The 19,967-nt window shown below is 73.7% G+C and carries 20 protein-coding genes; 11 read left to right on the forward strand and 9 right to left on the reverse strand.

From position 1 onward, the window contains the following. A complete protein-coding gene (locus ACZ7MF_RS00760) occupies positions 1–612 on the reverse strand; it encodes a TetR/AcrR family transcriptional regulator (RefSeq protein WP_471473687.1) in 612 nt (203 codons plus the stop codon). Between the two features lie 108 nt (positions 613–720). On the opposite strand from ACZ7MF_RS00760, the gene ACZ7MF_RS00765 reads away from it, so the two are divergent. After that, complete coding sequence (locus ACZ7MF_RS00765) at positions 721–1,815, forward strand: NAD(P)-dependent alcohol dehydrogenase (protein ID WP_471473689.1); 1,095 nt, start codon at positions 721–723, stop codon at positions 1,813–1,815. Positions 1,816–1,824: 9 nt separating this feature from the next. Further along, complete coding sequence (locus ACZ7MF_RS00770; RefSeq protein ID WP_471473690.1) at positions 1,825–2,796, forward strand: GNAT family N-acetyltransferase; 972 nt, start codon at positions 1,825–1,827, stop codon at positions 2,794–2,796. Positions 2,797–2,821: 25 nt separating this feature from the next. Here the strand turns inward: ACZ7MF_RS00770 and ACZ7MF_RS00775 are convergent, their stop codons facing one another. Further along, positions 2,822–4,273: a M1 family metallopeptidase gene (locus ACZ7MF_RS00775; protein ID WP_471473692.1), complete on the reverse strand. Its 1,452-nt coding sequence runs from the start codon at positions 4,271–4,273 to the stop codon at positions 2,822–2,824. A 316-nt stretch (positions 4,274–4,589) separates the two neighbouring features. Continuing rightward, a complete protein-coding gene (locus tag ACZ7MF_RS00780; RefSeq protein ID WP_471473693.1) occupies positions 4,590–5,159 on the reverse strand; it encodes a GlcG/HbpS family heme-binding protein in 570 nt (189 codons plus the stop codon). 250 nt (positions 5,160–5,409) lie between these two features. On the opposite strand from ACZ7MF_RS00780, the gene ACZ7MF_RS00785 reads away from it, so the two are divergent. Both ACZ7MF_RS00785 and ACZ7MF_RS00790 read left to right on the forward strand, forming a co-directional pair. Next, entirely contained in the window at positions 5,410–6,669 is a 1,260-nt protein-coding gene (locus ACZ7MF_RS00785; RefSeq protein ID WP_471473695.1) for a sensor histidine kinase, read from the forward strand. Next, positions 6,666–7,337 carry a response regulator gene (locus ACZ7MF_RS00790; RefSeq protein WP_471473696.1) on the forward strand — a complete coding sequence of 224 codons (672 nt, stop codon included), beginning with the start codon at positions 6,666–6,668 and terminating at the stop codon, positions 7,335–7,337. The genes ACZ7MF_RS00785 and ACZ7MF_RS00790 overlap by 4 nt, the downstream gene beginning before the upstream one ends. A gap of 102 nt (positions 7,338–7,439) precedes the next feature. Here ACZ7MF_RS00790 and ACZ7MF_RS00795 read toward each other — a convergent pair whose 3' ends face one another. After that, a complete protein-coding gene (locus ACZ7MF_RS00795) occupies positions 7,440–8,015 on the reverse strand; it encodes a TerD family protein (protein ID WP_471473698.1) in 576 nt (191 codons plus the stop codon). A gap of 157 nt (positions 8,016–8,172) precedes the next feature. Between ACZ7MF_RS00795 and arfB the strand changes: the two genes are divergently transcribed. Next, complete coding sequence (arfB, locus tag ACZ7MF_RS00800) at positions 8,173–8,610, forward strand: alternative ribosome rescue aminoacyl-tRNA hydrolase ArfB (protein ID WP_471475159.1); 438 nt, start codon at positions 8,173–8,175, stop codon at positions 8,608–8,610. Between the two features lie 16 nt (positions 8,611–8,626). On the opposite strand, the gene ACZ7MF_RS00805 is transcribed toward arfB, so the two are convergent. Beyond that, positions 8,627–9,097 (reverse strand): GNAT family N-acetyltransferase, encoded by a 471-nt coding sequence (locus ACZ7MF_RS00805; RefSeq protein ID WP_471473700.1) that lies wholly within the window; start codon positions 9,095–9,097, stop codon positions 8,627–8,629. A 280-nt stretch (positions 9,098–9,377) separates the two neighbouring features. Continuing rightward, entirely contained in the window at positions 9,378–9,986 is a 609-nt protein-coding gene (locus ACZ7MF_RS00810) for a flavin reductase family protein (protein WP_471473702.1), read from the reverse strand. 326 nt (positions 9,987–10,312) lie between these two features. On the opposite strand from ACZ7MF_RS00810, the gene cdgB reads away from it, so the two are divergent. Both cdgB and ACZ7MF_RS00820 read left to right on the forward strand, forming a co-directional pair. Beyond that, positions 10,313–11,977 (forward strand): diguanylate cyclase CdgB, encoded by a 1,665-nt coding sequence (cdgB, locus tag ACZ7MF_RS00815; protein WP_356863430.1) that lies wholly within the window; start codon positions 10,313–10,315, stop codon positions 11,975–11,977. 120 nt (positions 11,978–12,097) lie between these two features. Beyond that, on the forward strand, positions 12,098–13,075 hold the full coding sequence (locus tag ACZ7MF_RS00820; protein WP_471473704.1) for a CBM35 domain-containing protein: 978 nt from the start codon (positions 12,098–12,100) through the stop codon (positions 13,073–13,075). Positions 13,076–13,112: 37 nt separating this feature from the next. Here the strand turns inward: ACZ7MF_RS00820 and ACZ7MF_RS00825 are convergent, their stop codons facing one another. The 3 genes from ACZ7MF_RS00825 to ACZ7MF_RS00835 form a co-directional block, all read right to left on the reverse strand. Then, the gene (locus ACZ7MF_RS00825) at positions 13,113–14,045 is read right to left on the reverse strand and encodes a 1-phosphofructokinase family hexose kinase (protein ID WP_471475161.1); all 933 of its coding nucleotides are present in this window, start codon (positions 14,043–14,045) and stop codon (positions 13,113–13,115) included. A 145-nt stretch (positions 14,046–14,190) separates the two neighbouring features. Further along, positions 14,191–15,336 (reverse strand): N-acetylglucosamine-6-phosphate deacetylase, encoded by a 1,146-nt coding sequence (nagA, locus tag ACZ7MF_RS00830; RefSeq protein ID WP_471473705.1) that lies wholly within the window; start codon positions 15,334–15,336, stop codon positions 14,191–14,193. Then, a complete protein-coding gene (locus ACZ7MF_RS00835; RefSeq protein ID WP_471473706.1) occupies positions 15,336–16,346 on the reverse strand; it encodes an ROK family protein in 1,011 nt (336 codons plus the stop codon). The genes nagA and ACZ7MF_RS00835 overlap by 1 nt, the downstream gene beginning before the upstream one ends. A gap of 108 nt (positions 16,347–16,454) precedes the next feature. On the opposite strand from ACZ7MF_RS00835, the gene ACZ7MF_RS00840 reads away from it, so the two are divergent. From ACZ7MF_RS00840 to ACZ7MF_RS00855, 4 genes are all read left to right on the forward strand, one after another. Next, the gene (locus ACZ7MF_RS00840) at positions 16,455–17,720 is read left to right on the forward strand and encodes an extracellular solute-binding protein (RefSeq protein ID WP_471473707.1); all 1,266 of its coding nucleotides are present in this window, start codon (positions 16,455–16,457) and stop codon (positions 17,718–17,720) included. 36 nt (positions 17,721–17,756) lie between these two features. Then, a complete protein-coding gene (locus tag ACZ7MF_RS00845) occupies positions 17,757–17,990 on the forward strand; it encodes a DUF3263 domain-containing protein (RefSeq protein ID WP_356863422.1) in 234 nt (77 codons plus the stop codon). Positions 17,991–18,471: 481 nt separating this feature from the next. Next, the gene (gene otsB / locus ACZ7MF_RS00850) at positions 18,472–19,344 is read left to right on the forward strand and encodes a trehalose-phosphatase (RefSeq protein ID WP_471473709.1); all 873 of its coding nucleotides are present in this window, start codon (positions 18,472–18,474) and stop codon (positions 19,342–19,344) included. Positions 19,345–19,483: 139 nt separating this feature from the next. Beyond that, positions 19,484–19,966 (forward strand): hypothetical protein, encoded by a 483-nt coding sequence (locus ACZ7MF_RS00855; RefSeq protein WP_471473710.1) that lies wholly within the window; start codon positions 19,484–19,486, stop codon positions 19,964–19,966. The last annotated feature ends 1 nt before the right edge of the window (position 19,967 follow it).

The following is a 19,967-nucleotide window of genomic DNA, read 5'->3' on the forward strand; positions in this document are numbered from 1 at the left end:
TCAGTCCGGTGAGGTGGCGCGCCGGACCGCGTCGCGGAGCAGGGCGCGTCGGCGGTCGTGTACGTCCTCGGGCTCGTCGGCGGTCGCCGCGTAGACGTTGCTGACCGGTGACCAGGACATGGACATGGCGATGACGAGGGCCAGCACGTCGAACGGGTCCCCCGGCCGCACCCGGCCCGCCGCCTGGGCCTCGGCGACGGCCCGGAGCTTGGCGTCGTCGCGGCGGTCGGCGTCGTCGACGAGATGCCCCGCCGGACGCCGCTCCAGCCGCGCCCAGGTGGCCAGCCGGATCAGGTCGGGGCGGCGCAGGTACTCGTCGTAGAGGCGCACGGCCCAGTCCGCCAGGTCGCCGGCGTCGATCGGGACGACGTTCACGATGCGGTCCAGCGAGCCGAAGAAGATCGCGTCGAACAGCCCGTCCTTGCTGCCGAAGTACGCGTACAGCTGCGCCTTGTTGGTGCGTGCGGCGGCCACGATCCGCTCGATGCGCGCCCCGGCGATCCCGTGTTCGGCGAACTCCCGGGTCGCGACGTCCAGGATGCGCCGGTGGGTGGCGGCGCCGCGGGAGGTCAGGGGCTGGTCGGGGGTGCGGTCGGGGGTGCGGGCGGGCATGGACTCAGGGTATCCCATGCCCAAACAGAACAGTTGGTTTGCCAAATCCGGCAAGCGCGCTTACGGTCAAATAGACCGAACAGTCTGTCTGAGGAGCGGGAAAGAGCCATGAGGACCACAGTGGGCTGGCAGGCGGAGCCCGGGAACGGCACCGCGACGACCCCGACGCTGCGCCGTGCCCGGTTGGAACGGCGCGACCTGCGCCCCGACGACCTCGCCGTCCGGGTCGACTACTGCGGCGTCTGCCACACGGACCTGCACGCCCTCCGGGCCCGCGGCGGCACGCACGGGGGGCCGGATCCCCTCGTCCCCGGACACGAGTTCACGGGCGTGGTGACGGCGACCGGGACGGAGGTCACCCGCTTCCAAGCCGGTGACCCGGTCGCCGTCGGCAACATCGTCGACTCCTGCGGCGCGTGCGCCATGTGCCGGATCGGCCAGGAGAACTTCTGCCACGCCTTCCCCACCCTGACCTACGGCGGCACCGACCGCGTCGACGGCTCGACCACCCTCGGCGGCTACTCCCGTGAGTACGTGCTCGGCGAACGGTTCGCGTACGCCCTCCCCGCCGCTCTGGACCCGGCCGCCGCCGCCCCGCTCCTGTGCGCCGGGATCACCGTCTGGGAGCCGCTGCGCGCCCTCGGCGCCGGACCCGGCACCCGCGTCGCCGTGGCCGGTCTCGGCGGCCTCGGCCACCTCGCCGTGAAGTTCGCGGTCGCGCTCGGCGCCGACACCTCGGTGATCAGCCGGTCGCCGGACAAGGCGGAGGACGCGCGCAGACTGGGCGCGCGTGAACTCGTCGTCTCGACGGACCCCGAGCGGATGGCCGCCGCCCGCGACCGGTTCGACATCCTCATCGACACCGTCTCCGCCCCGCACGACCTCGGCGCCTACCTCCGCCTGGTCGCCCTGGACGGCACCCTCAGCCACCTCGGGCACCTGGGACCGGTCACCCTGGAGACCCTCGACCTGCTCATCGGCCGCAAGAAGCTCAGCTCCGCGGGCAGCGGCGGCCGGAAGGGAACCGCCGAGATGCTGGCCTTCTGCGCCGCGCACGGCATCACCGCCGACATCGAACTCCTCCCCTCCGCCCGTGTGCACGAGGCACTCGACCGCCTCGACCGGGGCGACGTCCGCCACCGCTTCGTCCTCGACCTCTCCGACCTGGACAGGTCCGGGGCGCAGGGCCCGACGGACGGATAGGTTGCCCGGGTGATCCTCACCCCGCTCACCCTCACCCCCGACCACGACCTCCCGGGCCCCGTTCTCACCGAACTCACCGCTCTCTACGCCTCCCACCGGGCCTTCCACGCGCTCAGCGGCGACTTCCCCGACCCGCGGGACATCCGTCCGGAGCAGGTCGCGACCGCGCTCGCCGACGAACTGGCGCGGCCCGGCGCCGAGGTGCTGCTGGCCAGGGACGCGGGCCGGCTGGTCGGGGTCGCGGTGACGCTCGCCCGGCACCCCGACCCGTCCGACCCGGACCCCTGGATCGGGCTGCTGATGGTGGACGCGGGGCTGACCCGGCAGGGACACGGCAGACGGCTCGCGAACCTCGTCGAGGACCGTTTCCGCGCCGCGGGCCGCACCGCCGTACGGCTCGCCGTCCTCGACGGCAACACCGACGCGCTCTCCTTCTGGACCGCCCTCGGCTACACGGCCGTCGACCACCGCCGCGACCTCCAATCCGACCGCCCCTGCGCCGTGCTGCGCAGGGAGCTGGAGAGCGACCGGCCGCGCACCCCGCGCCGCGCCGCCCGCGTCGCGGTGCTCGACCCCGAGGGCGCCGTCTTCCTCCTGCGCTACGACAACGTCGAGGTCGGCGTGCACTGGGCGATGCCCGGCGGCGGTCTGGAGGCGGACGAGAACCCCCGCGAGGGCGCCCTGCGCGAGGTGCGCGAGGAGACCGGCTGGACCGACCTGGAACCGGGCCCGCTGCTCTGCACCTGGGAACACGACTTCACCCACCTGAGCGTCGGCCCCGTCCGCCAGTACGAGCACATCTACGTCGCCCGGGGCCCCCGCCGGGAGCCCACCGGCCCCCACCTGGCCGCCGCGCACGCCGCGGACGGCATCCTCACCTGGCGCTGGTGGAGCCGGGCCGAACTCGCCGCTGCGCCCGAGCCGCTCTGGCCGCCGGACCTGGCCCTGCTGCTCGAAACCTTCGGCGGCCACGAGGGGTGAGGCGCCCGACGGACGAGCGGGCGGCTCACGGCGCGTCCGGCCGGCCGTCCCCGCGCAGCCAGTCCGCCCAGATCTCCGAGAAGTCCTCGTCCGGCGCCGACTTCTCCACGTACGCCGTGAAGTCCTCGGTGTCCGCGTTGCCGTGGCGGTGGGCGGCGGCCCAGCCGTGCAGCAGCTCCCGGAAGGCGTCGTCGCCGACCGTCTCGCGGATCTTGTGCAGGACCATCGCGCCCCGCTGGTAGACGGGGCTGTCGGAGATGTGCGCCGCGTCGGGCGGGTCCGCGGGCGGGAACGCCCAGATCGAGTCGTTCGCGGCCTCGTCGTCGTAGTACGTCCCGTCGTAGAGCGCCTCGAAGGTCTCCTGGGCCGTGTCGCCGCCGTGGTCCTCCTCCCACAGCCACTCCGCGTAGGTGGCGAAGCCCTCGTTGAGCCACATGTCCCGCCAGGTCTTCGGGCTGACGGAGTTCCCGTACCACTGGTGGGCGAGTTCGTGGACGAGCAGGACGGTGTCGGGGGCGCCGGGGAAGTAGGGCCGGTTCTGGGTCTCCAGGGCGTACCCGGCGTCCTCGTCGCGGTCGACGATCGCGCCGGTGGAGGAGAAGGGGTAGGAGCCGAAGTTCTCCCGCGCCCAGTCCATGATCTCGGGGATCCGCTTCAGGACCTTCCGGCTCGCGTCGGCCTGCGTCGGGTCGACGGCCGTGTACACCGGCAGACCGTCGTCCGTGGTGGAGCGGGCGGTCTCCCACTCGCCGACGGCGACGGTGACGACATGGCTCGCCATCGGCTCGGCGGTGTGCCAGGTGAACGTCGTACGGCCGTCCCGGGTCCGTTCGCCCCGCAACTCGCCGTTGGAGACCACGCCGAGGCCCTCCGGCACGGTCATCGCGAGGTCGTACGTCGCCTTGTCGGAGGGGTGGTGGCCGCCGGGGAACCAGGCCATCGAGCCCGTCGGCTCGCCCAGCCCGACCGCGCCGTCGGCGGTGGGCAGCCAGCCCTCCTCGGAGTCGTCGGGGTCGGTGATCGTCTCCGGCTCGCCGGAGTACCGGACGGTCACCCGGAACGTCTCCCCGTCGTTCAGCTCCTCCGCCGGGCGGACCGTCAGTTCCTGTCCGGCCCGGTTGAACCGGGCGTCCCGGCCCTCGACCGTGACCTCCTCGACGTCCAGGCCCTTGAGGTCGAGGTCGAAGGCCGACAGGTCGCGGGTCGCACGGGCGGTGATCGTCGCCGTGCCGGTGAGGTGCCCGGCGCTAGAGCCGGCGTCGGCGTCGGTATCGGCGTCGGTATCGGCGTCGGGGTCGGGGTCGTAGTCCAGCCTCAGGTCGTAGTGGCCGATGTCGTAGCCCCCGTTGCCCGCCTTGGGGAAGTACGGGTCGCGCACGCCCGAGCCGCCGGGGGCGCCCTCGACCGCGCCGCCGCCACTGCACGCCGCAAGGGCGACGACGGTGGCGGCGGCTACGAGCAGACGAGGGGTGCGCACCTCGTGATCCTATGGGTCGTTTCACGTGAAACGCCCGCTGGGAGCGGCTGTTGGGACCGAGGGGGACCGAGAGCGGCGGGCCGGACAGGCCCTAGGGGGTGTCGTTTGGATCTTGCCGCGGGGCGCGGGGTCTGGCACGCACATCTGCGGCGTTGTCGTCGGTTGCCAGGGCTCCGCCCTGTCGCCCTCCTCCGCCTTGCAGCTGCACGCTCCCCCACGCTCGGCTTCGCTCGCGCGGGAGGGGCCCCCATCGCCCCCGCTCGGGTCGGCCACTAGGCACCGTTGCCTGGAGCCGGCCTGATCCAAACGACACCCCCTAGCGCAGCGCCGCCGCCCCGGCCTGGGCGAACTTCTCGTCCAGGGCGCCGGACGGGGCGCCCGCGACGCCGATACCGGCGATCGGCGCCTTGCCCGCGGTGACCGGGACGCCGCCGCCCAGGAACAGCGTGCCCGGGATGTCCTTCAGGTTCGGGGCGTTCTCCAGGCGGCCCTCCAGCTCGCTGGTCGGAGCGTTCCAGGAGACGGCCGTGTACGCCTTCTTCTCGGCCGACGCGTAGGACTGCGGACCGGCGCCGTCGCCGCGCAGGGTGAGGATCGTGTTGCCGTTGCGGTCGACGACCGCGACCGTGATCCGCTGGCCCTCCTTCTTGGCGGCCTTCAGCGCGGCCTGCGCGGCCTCGGTGGCGGCGTCGATCGTCAGGTGGGTGGAGGTGGTGGTGTCGCGCTTTCCGGCCGCGGCGGCCGGGGCGGCCGACACCGCGGAGTCCTGGGCCGCCTCGGGGGCGGAGGCGTTCGCGGCCACCGTGCCGAAGGTGCCCGCGGCGACGGCGGCGAGCACGGCACCGCCGGTGGCGATGCGGGCACGACGGGAGAGGGTCTTCTTCATGGTGATCTGCTCCTGCGGGTGGGGCGGTCGGCTTCGTGCTCTCCACTCTCCGGCCCGCACCGGGGGCCCACGGTCGCCGTTCCGGCTGCTCGTGGCCGACGGAACGGGCGACGGAGGGGTCGTCCGATCGGTTGACCCGCAGGGCGTCCGAAGAGGGCACCATGGGAGTGTTCGCGCAGCTCAGCGCTCTTCTGCGGCACGTTGGGGGACAGCGAAGCAGGAGAGACGGGCGAGAGGAGGCGGGTGCCGGATGCCGAAGCCGTACGACGCGGCCGGCGCGGACGGCCGGTGGCTCGGTGCCGTGATGCACGTGGCGTTCTTCCTGCTGCTCGGCGGTGCCCTCGCCCGCTTCCTGCTGCGCCACCCCGGCGAGCCCCGCACCCCGTGGATCCTCGCCCTGTCCCTCACCCTCGCGGTGCTCCACCTGCTCGGGCCGGTCCTGAGCGGCCCCGAGCCGTCCGGTCCCGGCACCCCGGCAGCCCGGCGACGGCTGGTCCGGCTGGGCCTCGTGGTCGTGGTGTGGATGGTGCTCGTCGTCCTCGCGCCCAGCTTCTCCTGGTGCGCGGTGCCCCTCTTCTACACCGGCCTGCGCACCCTGCCCGCCCGGGCGGCGCTGGTGCTGGTCACCGTCCTGACGGTGTTCGTCGTCGCCGCGCAGTTCCGTCTCGCGGGGCGCTTCGACCCCAACCTGCTGCTCGCCCCGCCCGCCGTCGCCGCGATCGCCGCGGCCGTGTTCCTGCACACCGAACGGCAGGCGGCCCGGCAGCGCGCCCTGATCGACGACCTGATCCGCACCCGCCGCGAACTCGCCGCCTCCGAACGCCGCGAGGGCACCCTCGCGGAGCGCCAGCGGCTGTCGATGGAGATCCACGACAGTCTCGCCCAGGGCCTGTCCAGCCAGCGGATGCTGCTCCAGGCCGCCGAGCGGGTCTGGGAGTCCGATCAGGACAAGGCCCGCACCCACGTCCGGGGCGCCGCCTCCGTCGCCGAGCACAACCTGGCCGAGGCCCGCCGCTTCGTGCACGACCTGGCCCCGGCCGACCTCGCCCGCGGCGGCGGCCTGGAGGCGGCGCTGCGGGCCCTGGCCGCCCGGGAGTCCGGCGACCACCTCACCGTCCGCGTCCACGTCGACGACGGCGCCCGCGTCCCGCCGCTGCCCGACCGCGTCCAGTCGGCCCTGCTGCGCATCGCCCAGGGCGCCCTGGCCAACGTCCGGGAGCACGCGGGCGCGTCCAGCGCCGCGCTCAGCCTCACCCTCCTCGACGACGAGGTCGTCCTGGACGTCACCGACGACGGGCACGGCTTCGATCCCACCGAGCCGTCCGACGCCCCCGCCGGGACGCGCGGGCACGGGCTGCCCGCCATGCATGCCCGCCTGCGCCAGCTCGGCGGCACCCTGACCGTCGAGTCCGCGCCCGGCGAGGGCACCGCCCTGTCCGCCGCGATCCCCCTGGACCCGCCCCGAACCGACCCGGCAGACCCGGCCGGCCCGCAGGAGGCCCCGCGATGACCGACCCCGCCGCCCCCCGCCCGGCCGCCGCCCCCGTGCGCATCCTGGTCTGCGACGACCACGTCGTCGTACGCGCCGGGCTGCTCGCCCTGCTCGACAGCGCCCCCGGCATCGAGGTGGTCGGCGAGGCGGGCACCGGTGAGGAGGCGCTCGCGCTCGCCGCACGGCTGGCGCCGGACGTCGTCCTGATGGACCTTCAGCTGGGGGCGGGCATCGACGGCGTGGAGACCACCCGCCGCCTCACGGCCGCCACCGGAGCCGCCCCCGCCCGGACACCGCACGTCCTGGTCCTGACCACCTACGACACCGACGCCGACATCACCCGCGCCATCGAGGCGGGCGCGACCGGCTACCTGTTGAAGGCCGAACGCCCCGAGGAGCTGTTCGCGGCCATCCACGCCGCCGCCCAGGGCCGTACGGCCCTGTCCGGGCCGGTCGCCGGCCGGGTCATGGCCAACCTGCGCAAGCCGCGCCCCGCCCTCACCGACCGCGAGCGCGACATCCTGGCCCAGCTCGCCACCGGTCTCGGCAACCGGGAGATCGCCCGCGCCCTGTTCATCAGCGAGGCCACGGTGAAGACGCATCTGCGCCGCATCTACGACAAGCTCGGCGTCGACACCCGGGCCGGCGCGGTCGCGGTGGCCAAGGAGCAGCGCCTGCTGCCGTGAGGCCCCCCGCGCCGACCCCGACGCGCCCGGCCGACGGAACGCCGAAGGCCCCCCGGCCGGACGTCCGGGGGGCCTTCGTACGGAACAACGGGCGGGTGAACCTCAGACGTTCACGCCGAAGTCCTGGGCGATGCCCGTCAGGCCCGAGGCGTAGCCCTGGCCGACGGCGCGGAACTTCCACTCGGCGCCGTTGCGGTACAGCTCGCCGAAGACCATGGCGGTCTCGGTGGCCGCGTCCTCGGACAGGTCGTAGCGGGCGATCTCGGCGCCGCCGGCCTTGTTGAGGATGCGGATGTAGGCGTTGCGCACCTGGCCGAAGTTCTGCGAGCGGTTCTCGGCGTCGTAGATCGAGACCGGGAAGACGATCTTCTCGATGTCGGCCGGGAGACCCGCCAGGTTGACGTTGATCGCCTCGTCGTCGCCGGCGCCCTCGCCGGTGCGGTTGTCACCGGTGTGGACGATCGTGTTGTCCGGCGTCTGCTTGTTGTTGAAGAAGACGAAGTGGGCGTCGGAGTAGACCTTGCCCTGCGTGTTGACCGCGATCGCGGAGGCGTCGAGGTCGAAGTCGGTGCCGGTGGTGGTGCGGACGTCCCAGCCGAGCCCCACGGTGACTTCGGTCAGGCCCGGAGCCTCCTTGGTGAGCGAGACGTTGCCACCCTTGGACAGGCTTACAGCCATTGTTGGGAGTCCCTTCCCTCGTTTACGTACGGCAAGAAAGCTACAGCTACCACCATGAACGTCGAGAGGGGTCCACAAGGTTCCGCCTCTCTTTACTTTCTTTACCAAGAGCGGGATCAGGATATTCGAGTGACGCGGGCAGCCCGTGGACGCGAACATGGAGGGCATGTCCGGTCCCCATGTCATCCGCGGCTCCGTCTCCCTGCCCGAGGCCGAGCTGGTCTGGCGTTTCTCGCGCTCCTCGGGGCCCGGCGGACAGCACGTCAACACCACGGACACCGCGGTGGAGCTGCGCTTCGACCTGGCGCGGACCGAGTCCCTGCCCGAGGTGTGGAAGCAGCGGGCGCTGGAGCGGCTGGCCGGGCGCCTGTCCGACGGGGTCGTCACCGTCCGCGCCTCCGAGCACCGCTCCCAGTGGCGCAACCGGGAGACCGCCGCCGTACGCCTGGCCGCCCTCCTCGCCGAGGCCACCGCGCCCCCGCCCAGGCCCCGCAGGCCGACCCGCATCCCGCGCGGCATCAACGAACGCCGGCTGCGGGAGAAGAAGCAGCGCTCGGACACCAAGCGCGGGCGCTCCGCGCGGGGCTGGGACTGACCGGGCGGGCCCGCTCTCAGTCCAGCTCCAGCACGCCGACCGTCTCCTCCTCGGCCTTCTCCCCGTTCGGACGGAAACCGAGGCCCAGGTAGAAGTTCTCGGGACCGTGCTCGCCGGGGTGCCAGGTGACGAAGCACTCCGTGCCGCCGCGGCGCCGTATCTCGGCGGCCACCTCCCGCACGGCGAAGCGGCCGTATCCCCGGCCCTGCTCCTGGGCGGCGATGTTCAGGCGCCACAGGCCGGAGCGCAGCGCGCTGCCGTCGTCGTACCAGTCGACGCCGAAGAAGCCCATGAGGAAGCCGACCGGACGGTCGCCGTCGAGGATCAGGCGCGGCCAGGCCTTCTGGGGGTGGACGTAGGCCTCGGCGAGGGACTTCACCACCGGGTCGACGGCGAATTCCTGCTCGGGGCGCACCCGGACGGCGAGGGCGGCCTCGATGTTCGCGGGAGTGATCGGCTCCAGTCGGGGCCCGGTGCTGGTCGTCATGCGCGCACCCTAGGTCCTGTCGTCACCCTCCCGTCTGCTCGGCGACGCCATGCACGCTCCCCCCACTGCCTCAAGGGCGTGGGAGGTACCCCCCACTCGCCGCACCGGGCGCCGACCACGTACAACCAGTACGCCGGTCGACGCCCGGCACTCTCCCAGCCTCCGGCCGGGGCCCCAGAGCACGCACCTGACGCCGCCGAGCCCGCCCTCCGGGCGGACGACGGGAAGGTGACGACAGGACCTAGGTGGGCGCCCGCGCGCCGGACGAGCCAAGTGCCGCTCAGCCCAGCTGCCGGTACCGGCCCCGGAAGTACGTCAGCGGGCCCCCGTCCGCGCTCGGCAGCGTGGCGGTCAGGACCCGGCCGATCACCAGGGTGTGGTCGCCGGCCGGCACCCGCTGTTCGGTGCGGCACTCCAGGGTCGCCAGGGCGCCGCCCGCCAGGGGCGCCCCGGTCGTCTCCCCCCGCGCGTACGGGATGTCGGCGAACAGGAGGCGGTCGCTGACGCGGCCCTTCATCGAGAAGCGGCCCGCGATGTGCCGCTGGCTCTCGGAGAGGACCGACACGGCCCACAGGGGCTGTTCGTCCAGCAGGTCGTCCATGCGGGAGCCCTCGCGCAGGCTGACCAGGACCAGCGGCGGGTCCAGGGACACCGACATGAAGGCGGTGGCCGTCATTCCGACGTCCTCGCCGCGTGGCGCCAGCGGGTCGTCCGGGTCCAGCGGCGGCTCCTGCGCGGTCACCAGGACCACGCCCGAGGCCAGCCGGGACATGGCGGCACGGAACTCCTCGTTGCTCACCCCCTCAGCATGCCCGGAGGCGGGCGACGGCAACGGGGACGCGGGGGCCGCGGGGGACCCGGGATACGTGAGAGGCGGAGTGTTCGGCACCCCGTCACGCTAATCTCCGGGGCGTGGACCGGGCATCGGGCCCCGGTCCGAACCGGGACCTAGGACCACGGGAGGAGGCGGGGGGAGGAGACGTGCGCATACCCACAAACTTTGCGTTCGGTAAACGCGCAGGGAAAGCGCAGAATCCCCACTCAATTGTTCATGTTTCGTTGTGACTTGAGTCACAAGGAGCGCTAATTGTTGACCCTGTGTACCGAGTGGGGAGCGCGCTGTGATTCAGTGGCGGGGAACCTGCAAGGGCACCATCAGTAAAGGCGCCGAAGAGAACCCTTGATGCACTGCGAGGTCTCGGGGGGAGGGCGAGCATGGAGACCGACTCGGAGCCCTATGTCCGCCTTGCCTCGCTGCGGCAGCTGCACCAGGCCATGGCCGACATGAACAAGGCCCGCAGCCTGGCCGACACCCTGCAGGCCGTCGCGGACGGCGTCGTCCAGGCCCTCGGCTACGAGCTGGCGTGCGTCAACCTGGTCGGCCCCGACGGAGACCTCGTCGTCGCCGCCTTCGCGGGCAACCCGGCCGCCGAGGCGCTCATCACCGGCCGCTCGGGCTCCCGCGAGTCCTGGGACCGGCGCCTGGGCATGGGCGAGCAGTGGGGCGACCTGATCTTCATACCCCACACCGAGGGCTGGGTCCTCGACGACGACGACGTCCCGCAGTGGTACACCGACGGGCCCGCGCCCCGCTTCGAGGACGAGTGGCACCCCTCGGACCGGCTCTTCGCCCCGATGTACGCGCCGGGCCCGCAGGGCGCCGGCAACAGCGGCGAGCTGATCGGCGTCCTGTCCGTGGACCGGCCGCGCAACGGCCGCCGCCCCGGCGCCTGGGGCCGCGAGGCTTTGCAGATGTATGCGTTCCAGGCCGCCATCGCGATCAGCAACGCCCGGCTCCGCTCCAACATGCAGCGCGCCCTGGTCCGCCTGGAGCGCGACCAGCAGGCGCTCAGGGCCAGCGAGGAGAGCTTCCGGCAGGCCTTCGAGTACGCACCCTCCGGCATGGCCATCGCCGAGATGGGCGGCGACCAGCACGGCCGCATCCTGCGCACCAACGACGCCCTGTGCCGGCTGCTGGGCCGCCGCGCCTCCTCGATGCGCCGCTACGCCTTCTCCGACCTCGTCCACCCCGAGGACATCGGCACCCTGCTGCGCACCTCCGCCGAGGGCGGCCGGGCCGAGCTGCGCCTGGGCCGCCGCGACGGCACCTACGTCTGGGTCTCGCTGCGCAACAGCGTCGTCGCCGACGCCGCCGACGGACCGCGCTTCCTGCTCACCCACGTCGAGGACATAGAGGAGCGCAAGCGCCGCGAGCTGCACCTCGCCCACCGCGCCTCGCACGACTCCCTCACCGGCCTGCCGAACAGCGCCGAGCTGCGGTCCCGGCTGGCCGCCCGGCTGTGCCAGCGTCCGCAGTCGTCGCACGCGGCGGTGGCCGACGCCATGGACGCCGCCTACGGGAACTCCGCGGTGTTCGACTCCGGCGGCCACACCTTCGACTTCTCCGCCGCCGCCGAGCCGTACGGCGCCTTCGACCACCACGTGCACGCCGTGGCCCCCGAGGACGGGCGCGACGACGGCACCAAGGGGCTCGCGGTCCTCTTCTGCGACCTGGACGGCTTCAAGTCGATCAACGACCGGTTCGGGCACAACGCGGGCGACGCCGTCCTCATCGAGGTCGCCCGGCGGCTCAGCGGCGGCGTCCGGGACGGCGACACCGTGGCCCGGCTCGGCGGCGACGAGTTCGTGATCCTCGCCAACGGGCTCGGCCGGGCCGACGCCCAGGACCTCGCCGTACGGCTGCGGGGCGAGATCATCCAGCCGATCCGCGCCGAGGGCCGGGCCGTCCGGGTGGGCGCCAGTTTCGGCATCGGCTGGGCCCACTGCGGCATGACGGCGGACGAGGTGTTGAAGTCCGCTGACGAACGGATGTACGTCGAGAAACGATCTCGTCCCAAACAGCACCGCCGAGCCGGATGATCACCAGGTCGGCGCCCTGATGCGGTCTGAGTCACCCTTTTGGGTGTGTGAGAACGGGTAGGCTCGCCCTCTCACGACCCGTACCGCACCACGCACCGCATCTGGTTAGGAGACCTAGGGATGACGCCCGGCAACAACGGCGCGAGCACGCCCGAGGACGACGACCCCTTCGGCTACCTCTACGCCGACGGGCAGGCCAACGGGGCCCAGCCGCCGTCCGGTGGCTACGGCTACCCGAACTCCGTCAACCGGGTGCGTCCCGTCGGCACACGGCAGTACGGGGCACCGCAGGGCCAGGGCGCGCAGACCGCCGCCTACGGCCAGGCCGCCCCGCCCCAGCAGGGCGCCTACGGTCAGCCGCAGGGGGCGTACGGGCAGCCGAACGCGCACTACGCCGCGCCGGAGACCTTCCCCGGCAACGGCGGCGGTCCCGCGGGCCCGCAGCAGCCGTCCGGGCACGGCGGGGGCGGCGGACGCCGCGGCCCCAACACCAAGGGCCTGCTGATCGGCGCGGTGGCGGTCGTCGCCGCCGTGGTCATCGGCATCGCCGTGGCCATGACGAGCAGCGGCTCCGACGACGACAAGGGCGGCAACGAGGCGGGCGGCGACGCGACCCCCACCCAGTCCGAGAGCACCGGACCCAGCCCGTCGGCGAGCGAGAGCGCCGAGGACGAGGTCGAGCTGCCCTCCGCCGACGCCAAGGCGCTGCGCCTGTCGCCCGGCATGGGCACCGCCTCGGACTTCGACGGCGCCGAGTCCGACGGTGGCGTCTACGTCACGGGCTTCAACCAGGTCGGCGCCAAGGTCACCTGGACCGTCGACGGCATCGAGGAGGCCGGCAGCTACCGGCTGAACGTGCGCTACGGCATCCCGGGCAAGGACGCCGACGCGACCCTGGTCATCAACGGCAAGGCCTCCTCGCGCCCGCTGAACATGAAGAACTTCGGCGGCACGCCCGAGGGCGACTGGGAAAAGGGCTGGCAGACCACCTGGGCCAACGTGAACCTCAACGAGGGCACCAACACGATCGAGATGGCGTGCAACGAGGGCAACAAGTGCGACCTCGTCCTCGACACGCTCTCGCTCCAGTCCGAGTGACCGGGCGGGCCCGGGCAACCGCGCCCGGAGCCCGCACTCAGGCCGCGCCCGCCTCCGCCGTCACCGCGACCCCGCGCCCGAGCAGCTCCTCGTACGCCGCCCGGTCGAACTCGCCCGCCACCGGCGCCAGCACCGTCGCCGCCGACAGGGCGACCGCGCGGGCCAGCCGGTCCGGCCAGGGCAGGTGCTCCACCAGACCGGAGAGCAGGCCGGCGACCGCGGAGTCGCCCGCGCCGGTCGGATTGCCGCGCACGTGCGCCGGCGGCGCGGCCCGCCAGCGGCCCTCCGGGGTCACCGCGAGCAGCCCCTCGGCGCCGAGCGAGGCGATCACCGAGCGGGCACCGCGGCGCCGGGCGGCCTGTGCGGCCCGCTGCGGCTCGTGCGAGCCGGTCAGCTCGGCCAGTTCGTCGGCGTTCGGCTTGATCAGGTCCGGGCGGGCGGCCAGCCCCCGCCGCAGCGGCTCCCCGCTCGTGTCCAGGAGCACCGGTACGCCCGCGGCCCGCGCGACCCGCACCAGCCCGGCGTAGGCGCCCACCGGGACGCCCGGCGGCAGGCTGCCGCACAGCGCCACCGCGGCCACGCCGGCCAGCAGGTCCTCGTACGCCTCCTGGAAGGCGTTCCACTCGGCGGGCGCCACGGCCGGGCCCGGCTCGTTGAGCTGGGTGGTGTCGCCGGTGCGCTCGTCGACTACGGCGATGGTGCGCCGGGTGGCCCCCGCGACCGGCAGCAGCGCGTCGGTCACCCCGGGAACGCCGGTCAGCCCCTCGCGCACGACGCCCCCGGTGGTGCCGCCCGTGAAGCCGGTGACCGTCACCTGGTGCCCGAGGGCCGCCAGCACGCGGGCCACGTTCAGCCCCTTGCCGCCGGGCCGCTCGGTCACCTCCGTCACCCGGTGCGAGGCGTGCGGCCTGAGGCCCTGGACGCGGTAGGTGATGTCGAGCGCGGTGTTGAGAGTGACGGTGAGGATCACCGTGCCGACCTCCCCCGATCGTCTGCGGCTGGGTGTGCCCGCGGAGTTGTGCTCCACGACACGATCATGCCAAACGGGAGGCGGTCGGCCCAGCCCCCGGGTCCGACCGGTGACGTCCGGCCCCGGGAGCGGAGTCGGGGACGGATCAGCCCAGTTGGGGATCGACCACCCATGCGCCCCGGCGCATCACGCCCACCAGGTCGAAGGCGTCGTCCAGGACGACGAGGTCGGCGTCCTTGCCCGGTTCCAGGGAGCCGATCCGGTCGTCCAGGCCGAGCAGCCGCGCCGGGTTGGCGGAGATCGCGGCGACCACGTCCCCGACGGGCAGCCGGTCCACCGTCACCGCCCGCTTGAAGGCGCGGTCCAGGGTGAGTGTGGAGCCCGCGATCGAGCCGCCCTCCACCAGCCGGGCCACGCCGTCCGCGACCTCGACCTCCATCGGGCCGAGCCGATAGCGGCCGTCGCCGAAACCGGCCGCGTCCATCGCGTCGGTGATGAAGGCGACCCGGGCGGCACCCGCGTGGTGGAAGGCCAGCTGGAGCGCGGCCGGGTGCAGGTGGGTGCCGTCGTTGATCAGCTCGACGGTGATCCGCTCGTCCTCGAGCAGCGCCGTGATCGGACCCGGGGCGCGGTGACCGACCGGGGGCATCGCGTTGAAGAGGTGCGTGGCGACGGTGGCGCCCGCGTCGATGGCCTGCACGGTCTGCTCGTACGTCGCGTCGGTGTGCCCGACGGCCGCGATGACGCCGTGCTCGACCAGCAGCCGTACGGAGTCCAGGCCGCCCGGCAGCTCGGTCGCCAGCGTCATCATCTTCGCGTGCCCGTGTGCCGCGTCGACCAGCTTGCGCACCTCGGCCGGGTCCGGGTCGCGCAGCAGCTGCTCGTCGTGCGCGCCCTTGCGGCACGGCGAGATGAACGGCCCCTCGAAGTGGATGCCAACGATGTCGCCCTGCTGCGCCAGCTCGGCGAGCATCCCGGCGTGCCGGGCGAGGAAGTCCAGGTCGCCGGTGACGGCGGAGGCGACCACCGTGGTGGTGCCGTGCCGGCGGTGGGTCTCGACGCCGCCCAGGATCTCCTCGGCGGTGCCGCCGGCGAAGGAGGCGCCGCCGCCGCCGTGGTTGTGGATGTCGACGAAGCCGGGGACCACCCAGTGGCCCGACAGGTCGACGGTCTCGGCCTGCGGGGGAGCCGTGTCCGCGATCCGCGCGCCGTCGACGATCACGCGGCCGTCGTCCACGGTCCCGGTGGGCAGTACCACCCGGGCACCGGCGAGAACCTTGCTTGGGGCCATCAGGTGGTTACCTCCGGGGGAGTCGCGGCCGTGGCGGCCGTGGAAGCTGTGGAAGACGGAGCAGACGGAGCAGGCGGAGCAGGCGGAGCAGTGGTGTCGAGCAGGTCCCAGGCCATCAGCCCGGCACCCAGGCAACCGGCGGTGTCCCCGAGTGCGGCGGGGACGATCTCCGGCAGTTTCTGGAAGGTGACGCGCCGCCGGACGGCGTCCCGCAGCGGTGTGAACAAGGTTTCCCCCGCCTCGGCGAGGCCGCCACCGATGATCAGGACGCGTGGGTCCAGCAGGGTGAGCGCGGTGACCAGCCCGTCGGCGAGCGCGTCCACGGCGTCCTGCCACACCGCGAGCGCGCGGGCGTCCCCCGACTCGACGGCCTTGGCGCAGTCGGCCGCGTCCGCCCCGGGGTCGCCGCAGGCCTGGGCCCACGCCTGGCTGACCGCCGACGCGGACGCGAACCGCTCCAGGCAGCCGCGCTGACCGCACGGACAGGCGATGCCGCCGGGGCGCACGACGACGTGGCCGATCTCGCCCGCGAAGCCGTGGGCGCCCGCCTCGACCCGGCCGTCGATGCCGATGGCGCCCGCGATCCCCGTGCCCAGCGGCACGAACAGGAACCGGTCGGCGCCCCGGCCGGCCCCGATCCGGCCCTCGGCGAGCCCGCCGGTGCGCACGTCGTGCCCGAGGGCGACCGGGATGGAGCCGAGCCGTTCGCCGAGCAGCGTCCGCAGCGGTACGTCGCGCCAGCCGAGGTTGGCCGCGTACACGGCGACGCCGCGCTCGGCGTCGACGATGCCCGGGACGGCGACACCCGCGGCGCGGGCCGGCTCGCCGAACCGGTCCGCGCCGTAGGCCCGCAGCTCGGCGGCGAAGTCGAGGATGCCCGCGACGACCGCCTCGGGTCCCCGCTCGCGGCCGGTGGCCCGGCGCGCCTGGTGCAGCAGCTCGCCCCCAGGCCCCGCCAGGGCGGCCTTCATCCCGGTGCCGCCCACATCGAGGGCGATGACATGTCTCACGGGGACAGTGTGGCCCGTACACCCGGGAGAGGTCTAGTCCACTGCGGTGGTGTAGACCTTAATCCGGTAAGCGAACGCGCGAACGAGCAGTCAGGGTTGGGGAACAGGGTGCAGCGGCGTAGGACAGGAACGATCGCGGTGGTGTCCGCACTGGGCATGACGGCGGTCCTCGGCGGCTGCGGTCTCACCGGCGACTCCGACGGGGTGACCCTGAAGCTCGTCGCCGCCGACTACGGCGACAGCAAGGACAACAGCTCCCAGAAGTACTGGGACGAGCTGGTCAAGTCCTACGAGGCCAAGAACCCCGACGTGCAGGTGGACGTCACCGTCTACTCCTGGAACGACGTCGACCGCAAGGTCCGCGAGATGGTCGACGCGGGCGAGGCGCCCGACATGGCGCAGATCGGCGCCTACTCCGACTACGCGGACAAGGACCTGCTCTACCGGGCGGACGACGTGCTCTCCATCCCGGTCCAGGCCGACTTCGTCTCCCAGCTGGCCGCCGCCGGCCAGGTCAACGGCGTGCAGTACGGCCTGCCCTTCGCCGCCTCCACCCGCGTGCTCTTCTACAACAAGACCCTCTTCGACAAGGCCGGGGTCCAGCCGCCCAAGTCCTGGGACGACCTCGCCGAGGCCGCCGAGGCGCTCGAGGAGAAGGGCGTGAAGTACCCCTACGCCCTGCCGCTGGGCGCCGAGGAGGCGCAGGCCGAGACGATGCAGTGGATGCTCAGCGGCGAGGGCGGCTACACCGACGACGTCGGCACCTACTCCGTCGACTCCCCGCAGAACGTCACCACCTTCACCTGGCTGCGGGACGAACTGGTCGGCAAGGGCCTCACCGGCCCCGTCGCCCCCGGCAAGCTCAACCGCGCCGACGCCTTCGCCGCGTTCGCCAATGGTGACGTGGGCATGCTCAACGGGCACCCCTCGCTGATGAAGATGGCGTCCGACAAGGGCGTGAAGTACGGCATGGTGACCACCCCCGGCATCGACGGCGAGAGCAAGAGCACGCTCGGGGTCTCCGACTGGATGACGGCCTTCAAGAAGAACGGCCACCAGGACGAGGTCGGCGACTTCCTCGACTTCGTCTACAGCGAGGAGAACGTCCTCGACTTCTCCCGCGAGTACGACCTGCTGCCGGTGACCACCTCCGCCTCCCAGACCATGAGCACCGCGACGGAGGACGAGAACCTCAAGCCGTTCCTGGACGAGCTGCTGCTTTCCGAGCTGTACCCGGTCGGCAAGACCTCCTGGGCCGCGGTCAGCGCGGACGTCAAGAAGCGCATCGGCCAGGCGGTCGCCACGGGCGCCAGCCCCGAGGAGGTCCTCGGCCAGATCCAGGCGACGGCGATGAAGGCGGGCAGCGCGGAGTAGCGGCCGCTGTCGGTGGCGGGCGTTACGGTGCCGTACATGGACCTGGGAGAGCTGGCCGAGCGGGAGCGGAGCATCCTCGCGCTGGAACGCCGGGGCTTCACCGGCCCCGGCGCCAAGGAACGCGCCATCCGCGAGGAGCTGGGCCTGGCCCCCGTCCGCTACTACCAGCTCCTCAACGCCCTCCTGGACGACCCCCGCGCCCTGGCGACCGACCCGGTGACGGTCAACCGCCTCCGCCGCATACGGCAATCCCGCCGCACAGACCGCTGAGGCCGCCCCGCACCGGACGCGTCACCGTGCCGGGTGGGCCGGGGGCTCCCGCCAGGGAGGGGCCGCCCCGGGACGACAAACCCCAGCGACGCGGGCACGTCGGGAGCCGGTCGTCGGGGCCCCGCATTCCGGCCCGCGCGAAGCACCGGGACCGCCCGCCCCGGCGAGGTCGCCGCGCCGGGTTGTGCGGAGTGCCGGGGGCGTGCGCCTGGCCGGGCCCCGAGCCCGGTGGGCCGGGGGCTCCCGCCAGGGAGGGGTCGTCCCGGGGCGACGGGCGCGGCGGCGCGGGACCGCCCGCCTCGGCGAGGTCGCCGCGCCGGGTTGTGCGGAGTGCCGGGGCGTGCGCCTGGCCGGGCCCCGAGCCCGGTGGGCCGGAGGGGTCGGCCCGGGGCGACGGGTCCGGCGGCGCGGGCGCGGCGGTCGGTGGGGTGGGGCCCGCGGGCGACGCGTGGGGCGCGCCCCGGCGGGATAGGTTCGCGGTATGGGCAGCCACCAGGACTCCACCCGAGACGACTCCCCACCGCCCCTGCCGACGCCCGCGACGGCGGCCGGGCGCGCAGGGCTCGACGCCCTCCTCGCCGACCCCGGCCGCGCGGTGGTCGCGCTCGACTTCGACGGCACGCTCGCCCCGATCGTGCCCGATCCCGACCGGGCCCGCGCCCACCCGGAGGCCGTACCGGCGCTCGCGGCCCTGGCCCCGAAGGTCGCCTCGATCGCCGTGATCACCGGGCGCCCCGCCGAGGTCGCCGTCCATCACGGCGGCTTCGCGGACGTCCCCGGCCTCGACCGCCTCGTGGTCCTCGGCCACTACGGCGCCGAGCGCTGGGACGCAGCCACCGGCACCCTGACCACGCCGGAACCGCACCCCGGCGTCGCCGCCGTCCGCGCCGAGCTCCCGGAACTGCTGGAGCGGTCCGGGCCGGCGGCGCAGGGCACCTGGACGGAGGACAAGGGCCACGCGGTCGCCGTCCACACCCGCCGCGCCCCCGACCCGCAGGCCGCCTTCGACGCCCTGCGCGCCCCGCTCACCGGCCTGGCCTCCCGGCACGGCCTGATCGTCGAACCGGGGCGGATGGTGCTGGAACTGCGCCCACCCGGCATGGACAAGGGCGCGGCGCTGCGTTCGTACGTCCACTCCCTCGGCGCCGCCTCCGTCCTCTTCGCCGGCGACGACCTCGGCGACCTCCCGGCCTACGCCGCCGTCGACACCCTCCGCACCGAGGGCACCCCGGGCCTCCTGGTGTGCAGCGGCAGCGACGAGGTGACGGAACTGAGGAAGCGCGCGGACGTCGAGGTGTCCGGCCCCGCCGGAGTGGTGGCCCTGCTGGCGGCCCTCGCCCGCCGACTGGCCTGAGACAACGTCACGGACGGTTCCCCCGCCTGTCACAGGCGTGTCCGGACGCCGCGGGCGGGGCAACCCGGTCCGCCGCGCCCGCTGTCTTGCACGCCGTAAAGCCTGCTCAGTGAGGCCCACGACCGTGGAGGAACCCGTCATGTCCGCTCGGAAGACCCCGATGCTCGCCCTCGCCGCCGTGGCCCTCGGCCTGGCGCTGACCGCCTGCGGCACCAGTGGCGACGGCGGGAACGGCGGCACCGACGACGGCGCCGCCCCCGCCGCGACCGCGACCGCGACGAGCGCCGCACAGCCCCCCACCGCGGACGACGGGACCGCCACCGGTGGCGCGTCCTCGCAGCCCCCGGCGGCGTCGAAGCCGGACCAGGAGGCGGGGGAGAAGTGCACGGACCAGCTGGACTACGCCGGTGACCCGCGGCCGAACGTCGAGATCAACTCGATCGGCGCGGACACCGGCACCTGCCCCGAGCCGCAGTCGGGCGGCACGTCCTCCGGCACCCCCAAGGAGGACGGGGTCAAGTGCACGGACCAGGTGAACTACGCCGGTGACCCGCGGCCGAACGCCGAGATCAACTCCATCGGCGAGGAGACCGGCACCTGCCCGCCGGTCCAGGACAAGTAAC

This window comes from Streptomyces sp. NPDC111628, assembly GCF_055635195.1.

Bases quoted from the DNA above. Each gene is read 5' to 3' on its own strand.
- ACZ7MF_RS00760 (WP_471473687.1), bottom strand. From the start codon at position 612: ATGCCCGCCCGCACCCCCGACCGCACCCCCGACCAGCCCCTGACCTCC.
- ACZ7MF_RS00765 (WP_471473689.1), top strand. From the start codon at position 721: ATGAGGACCACAGTGGGCTGGCAGGCGGAGCCCGGGAACGGCACCGCG.
- ACZ7MF_RS00780 (WP_471473693.1), bottom strand. From the start codon at position 5,159: ATGAAGAAGACCCTCTCCCGTCGTGCCCGCATCGCCACCGGCGGTGCC.
- ACZ7MF_RS00785 (WP_471473695.1), top strand. From the start codon at position 5,410: ATGCCGAAGCCGTACGACGCGGCCGGCGCGGACGGCCGGTGGCTCGGT.
- ACZ7MF_RS00790 (WP_471473696.1), top strand. From the start codon at position 6,666: ATGACCGACCCCGCCGCCCCCCGCCCGGCCGCCGCCCCCGTGCGCATC.
- ACZ7MF_RS00795 (WP_471473698.1), bottom strand. From the start codon at position 8,015: ATGGCTGTAAGCCTGTCCAAGGGTGGCAACGTCTCGCTCACCAAGGAG.
- arfB (WP_471475159.1), top strand. From the start codon at position 8,173: ATGGAGGGCATGTCCGGTCCCCATGTCATCCGCGGCTCCGTCTCCCTG.
- ACZ7MF_RS00805 (WP_471473700.1), bottom strand. From the start codon at position 9,097: ATGACGACCAGCACCGGGCCCCGACTGGAGCCGATCACTCCCGCGAAC.
- cdgB (WP_356863430.1), top strand. From the start codon at position 10,313: ATGGAGACCGACTCGGAGCCCTATGTCCGCCTTGCCTCGCTGCGGCAG.
- ACZ7MF_RS00820 (WP_471473704.1), top strand. From the start codon at position 12,098: ATGACGCCCGGCAACAACGGCGCGAGCACGCCCGAGGACGACGACCCC.
- nagA (WP_471473705.1), bottom strand. From the start codon at position 15,336: ATGGCCCCAAGCAAGGTTCTCGCCGGTGCCCGGGTGGTACTGCCCACC.
- ACZ7MF_RS00845 (WP_356863422.1), top strand. From the start codon at position 17,757: ATGGACCTGGGAGAGCTGGCCGAGCGGGAGCGGAGCATCCTCGCGCTG.
- otsB (WP_471473709.1), top strand. From the start codon at position 18,472: ATGGGCAGCCACCAGGACTCCACCCGAGACGACTCCCCACCGCCCCTG.
- ACZ7MF_RS00855 (WP_471473710.1), top strand. From the start codon at position 19,484: ATGTCCGCTCGGAAGACCCCGATGCTCGCCCTCGCCGCCGTGGCCCTC.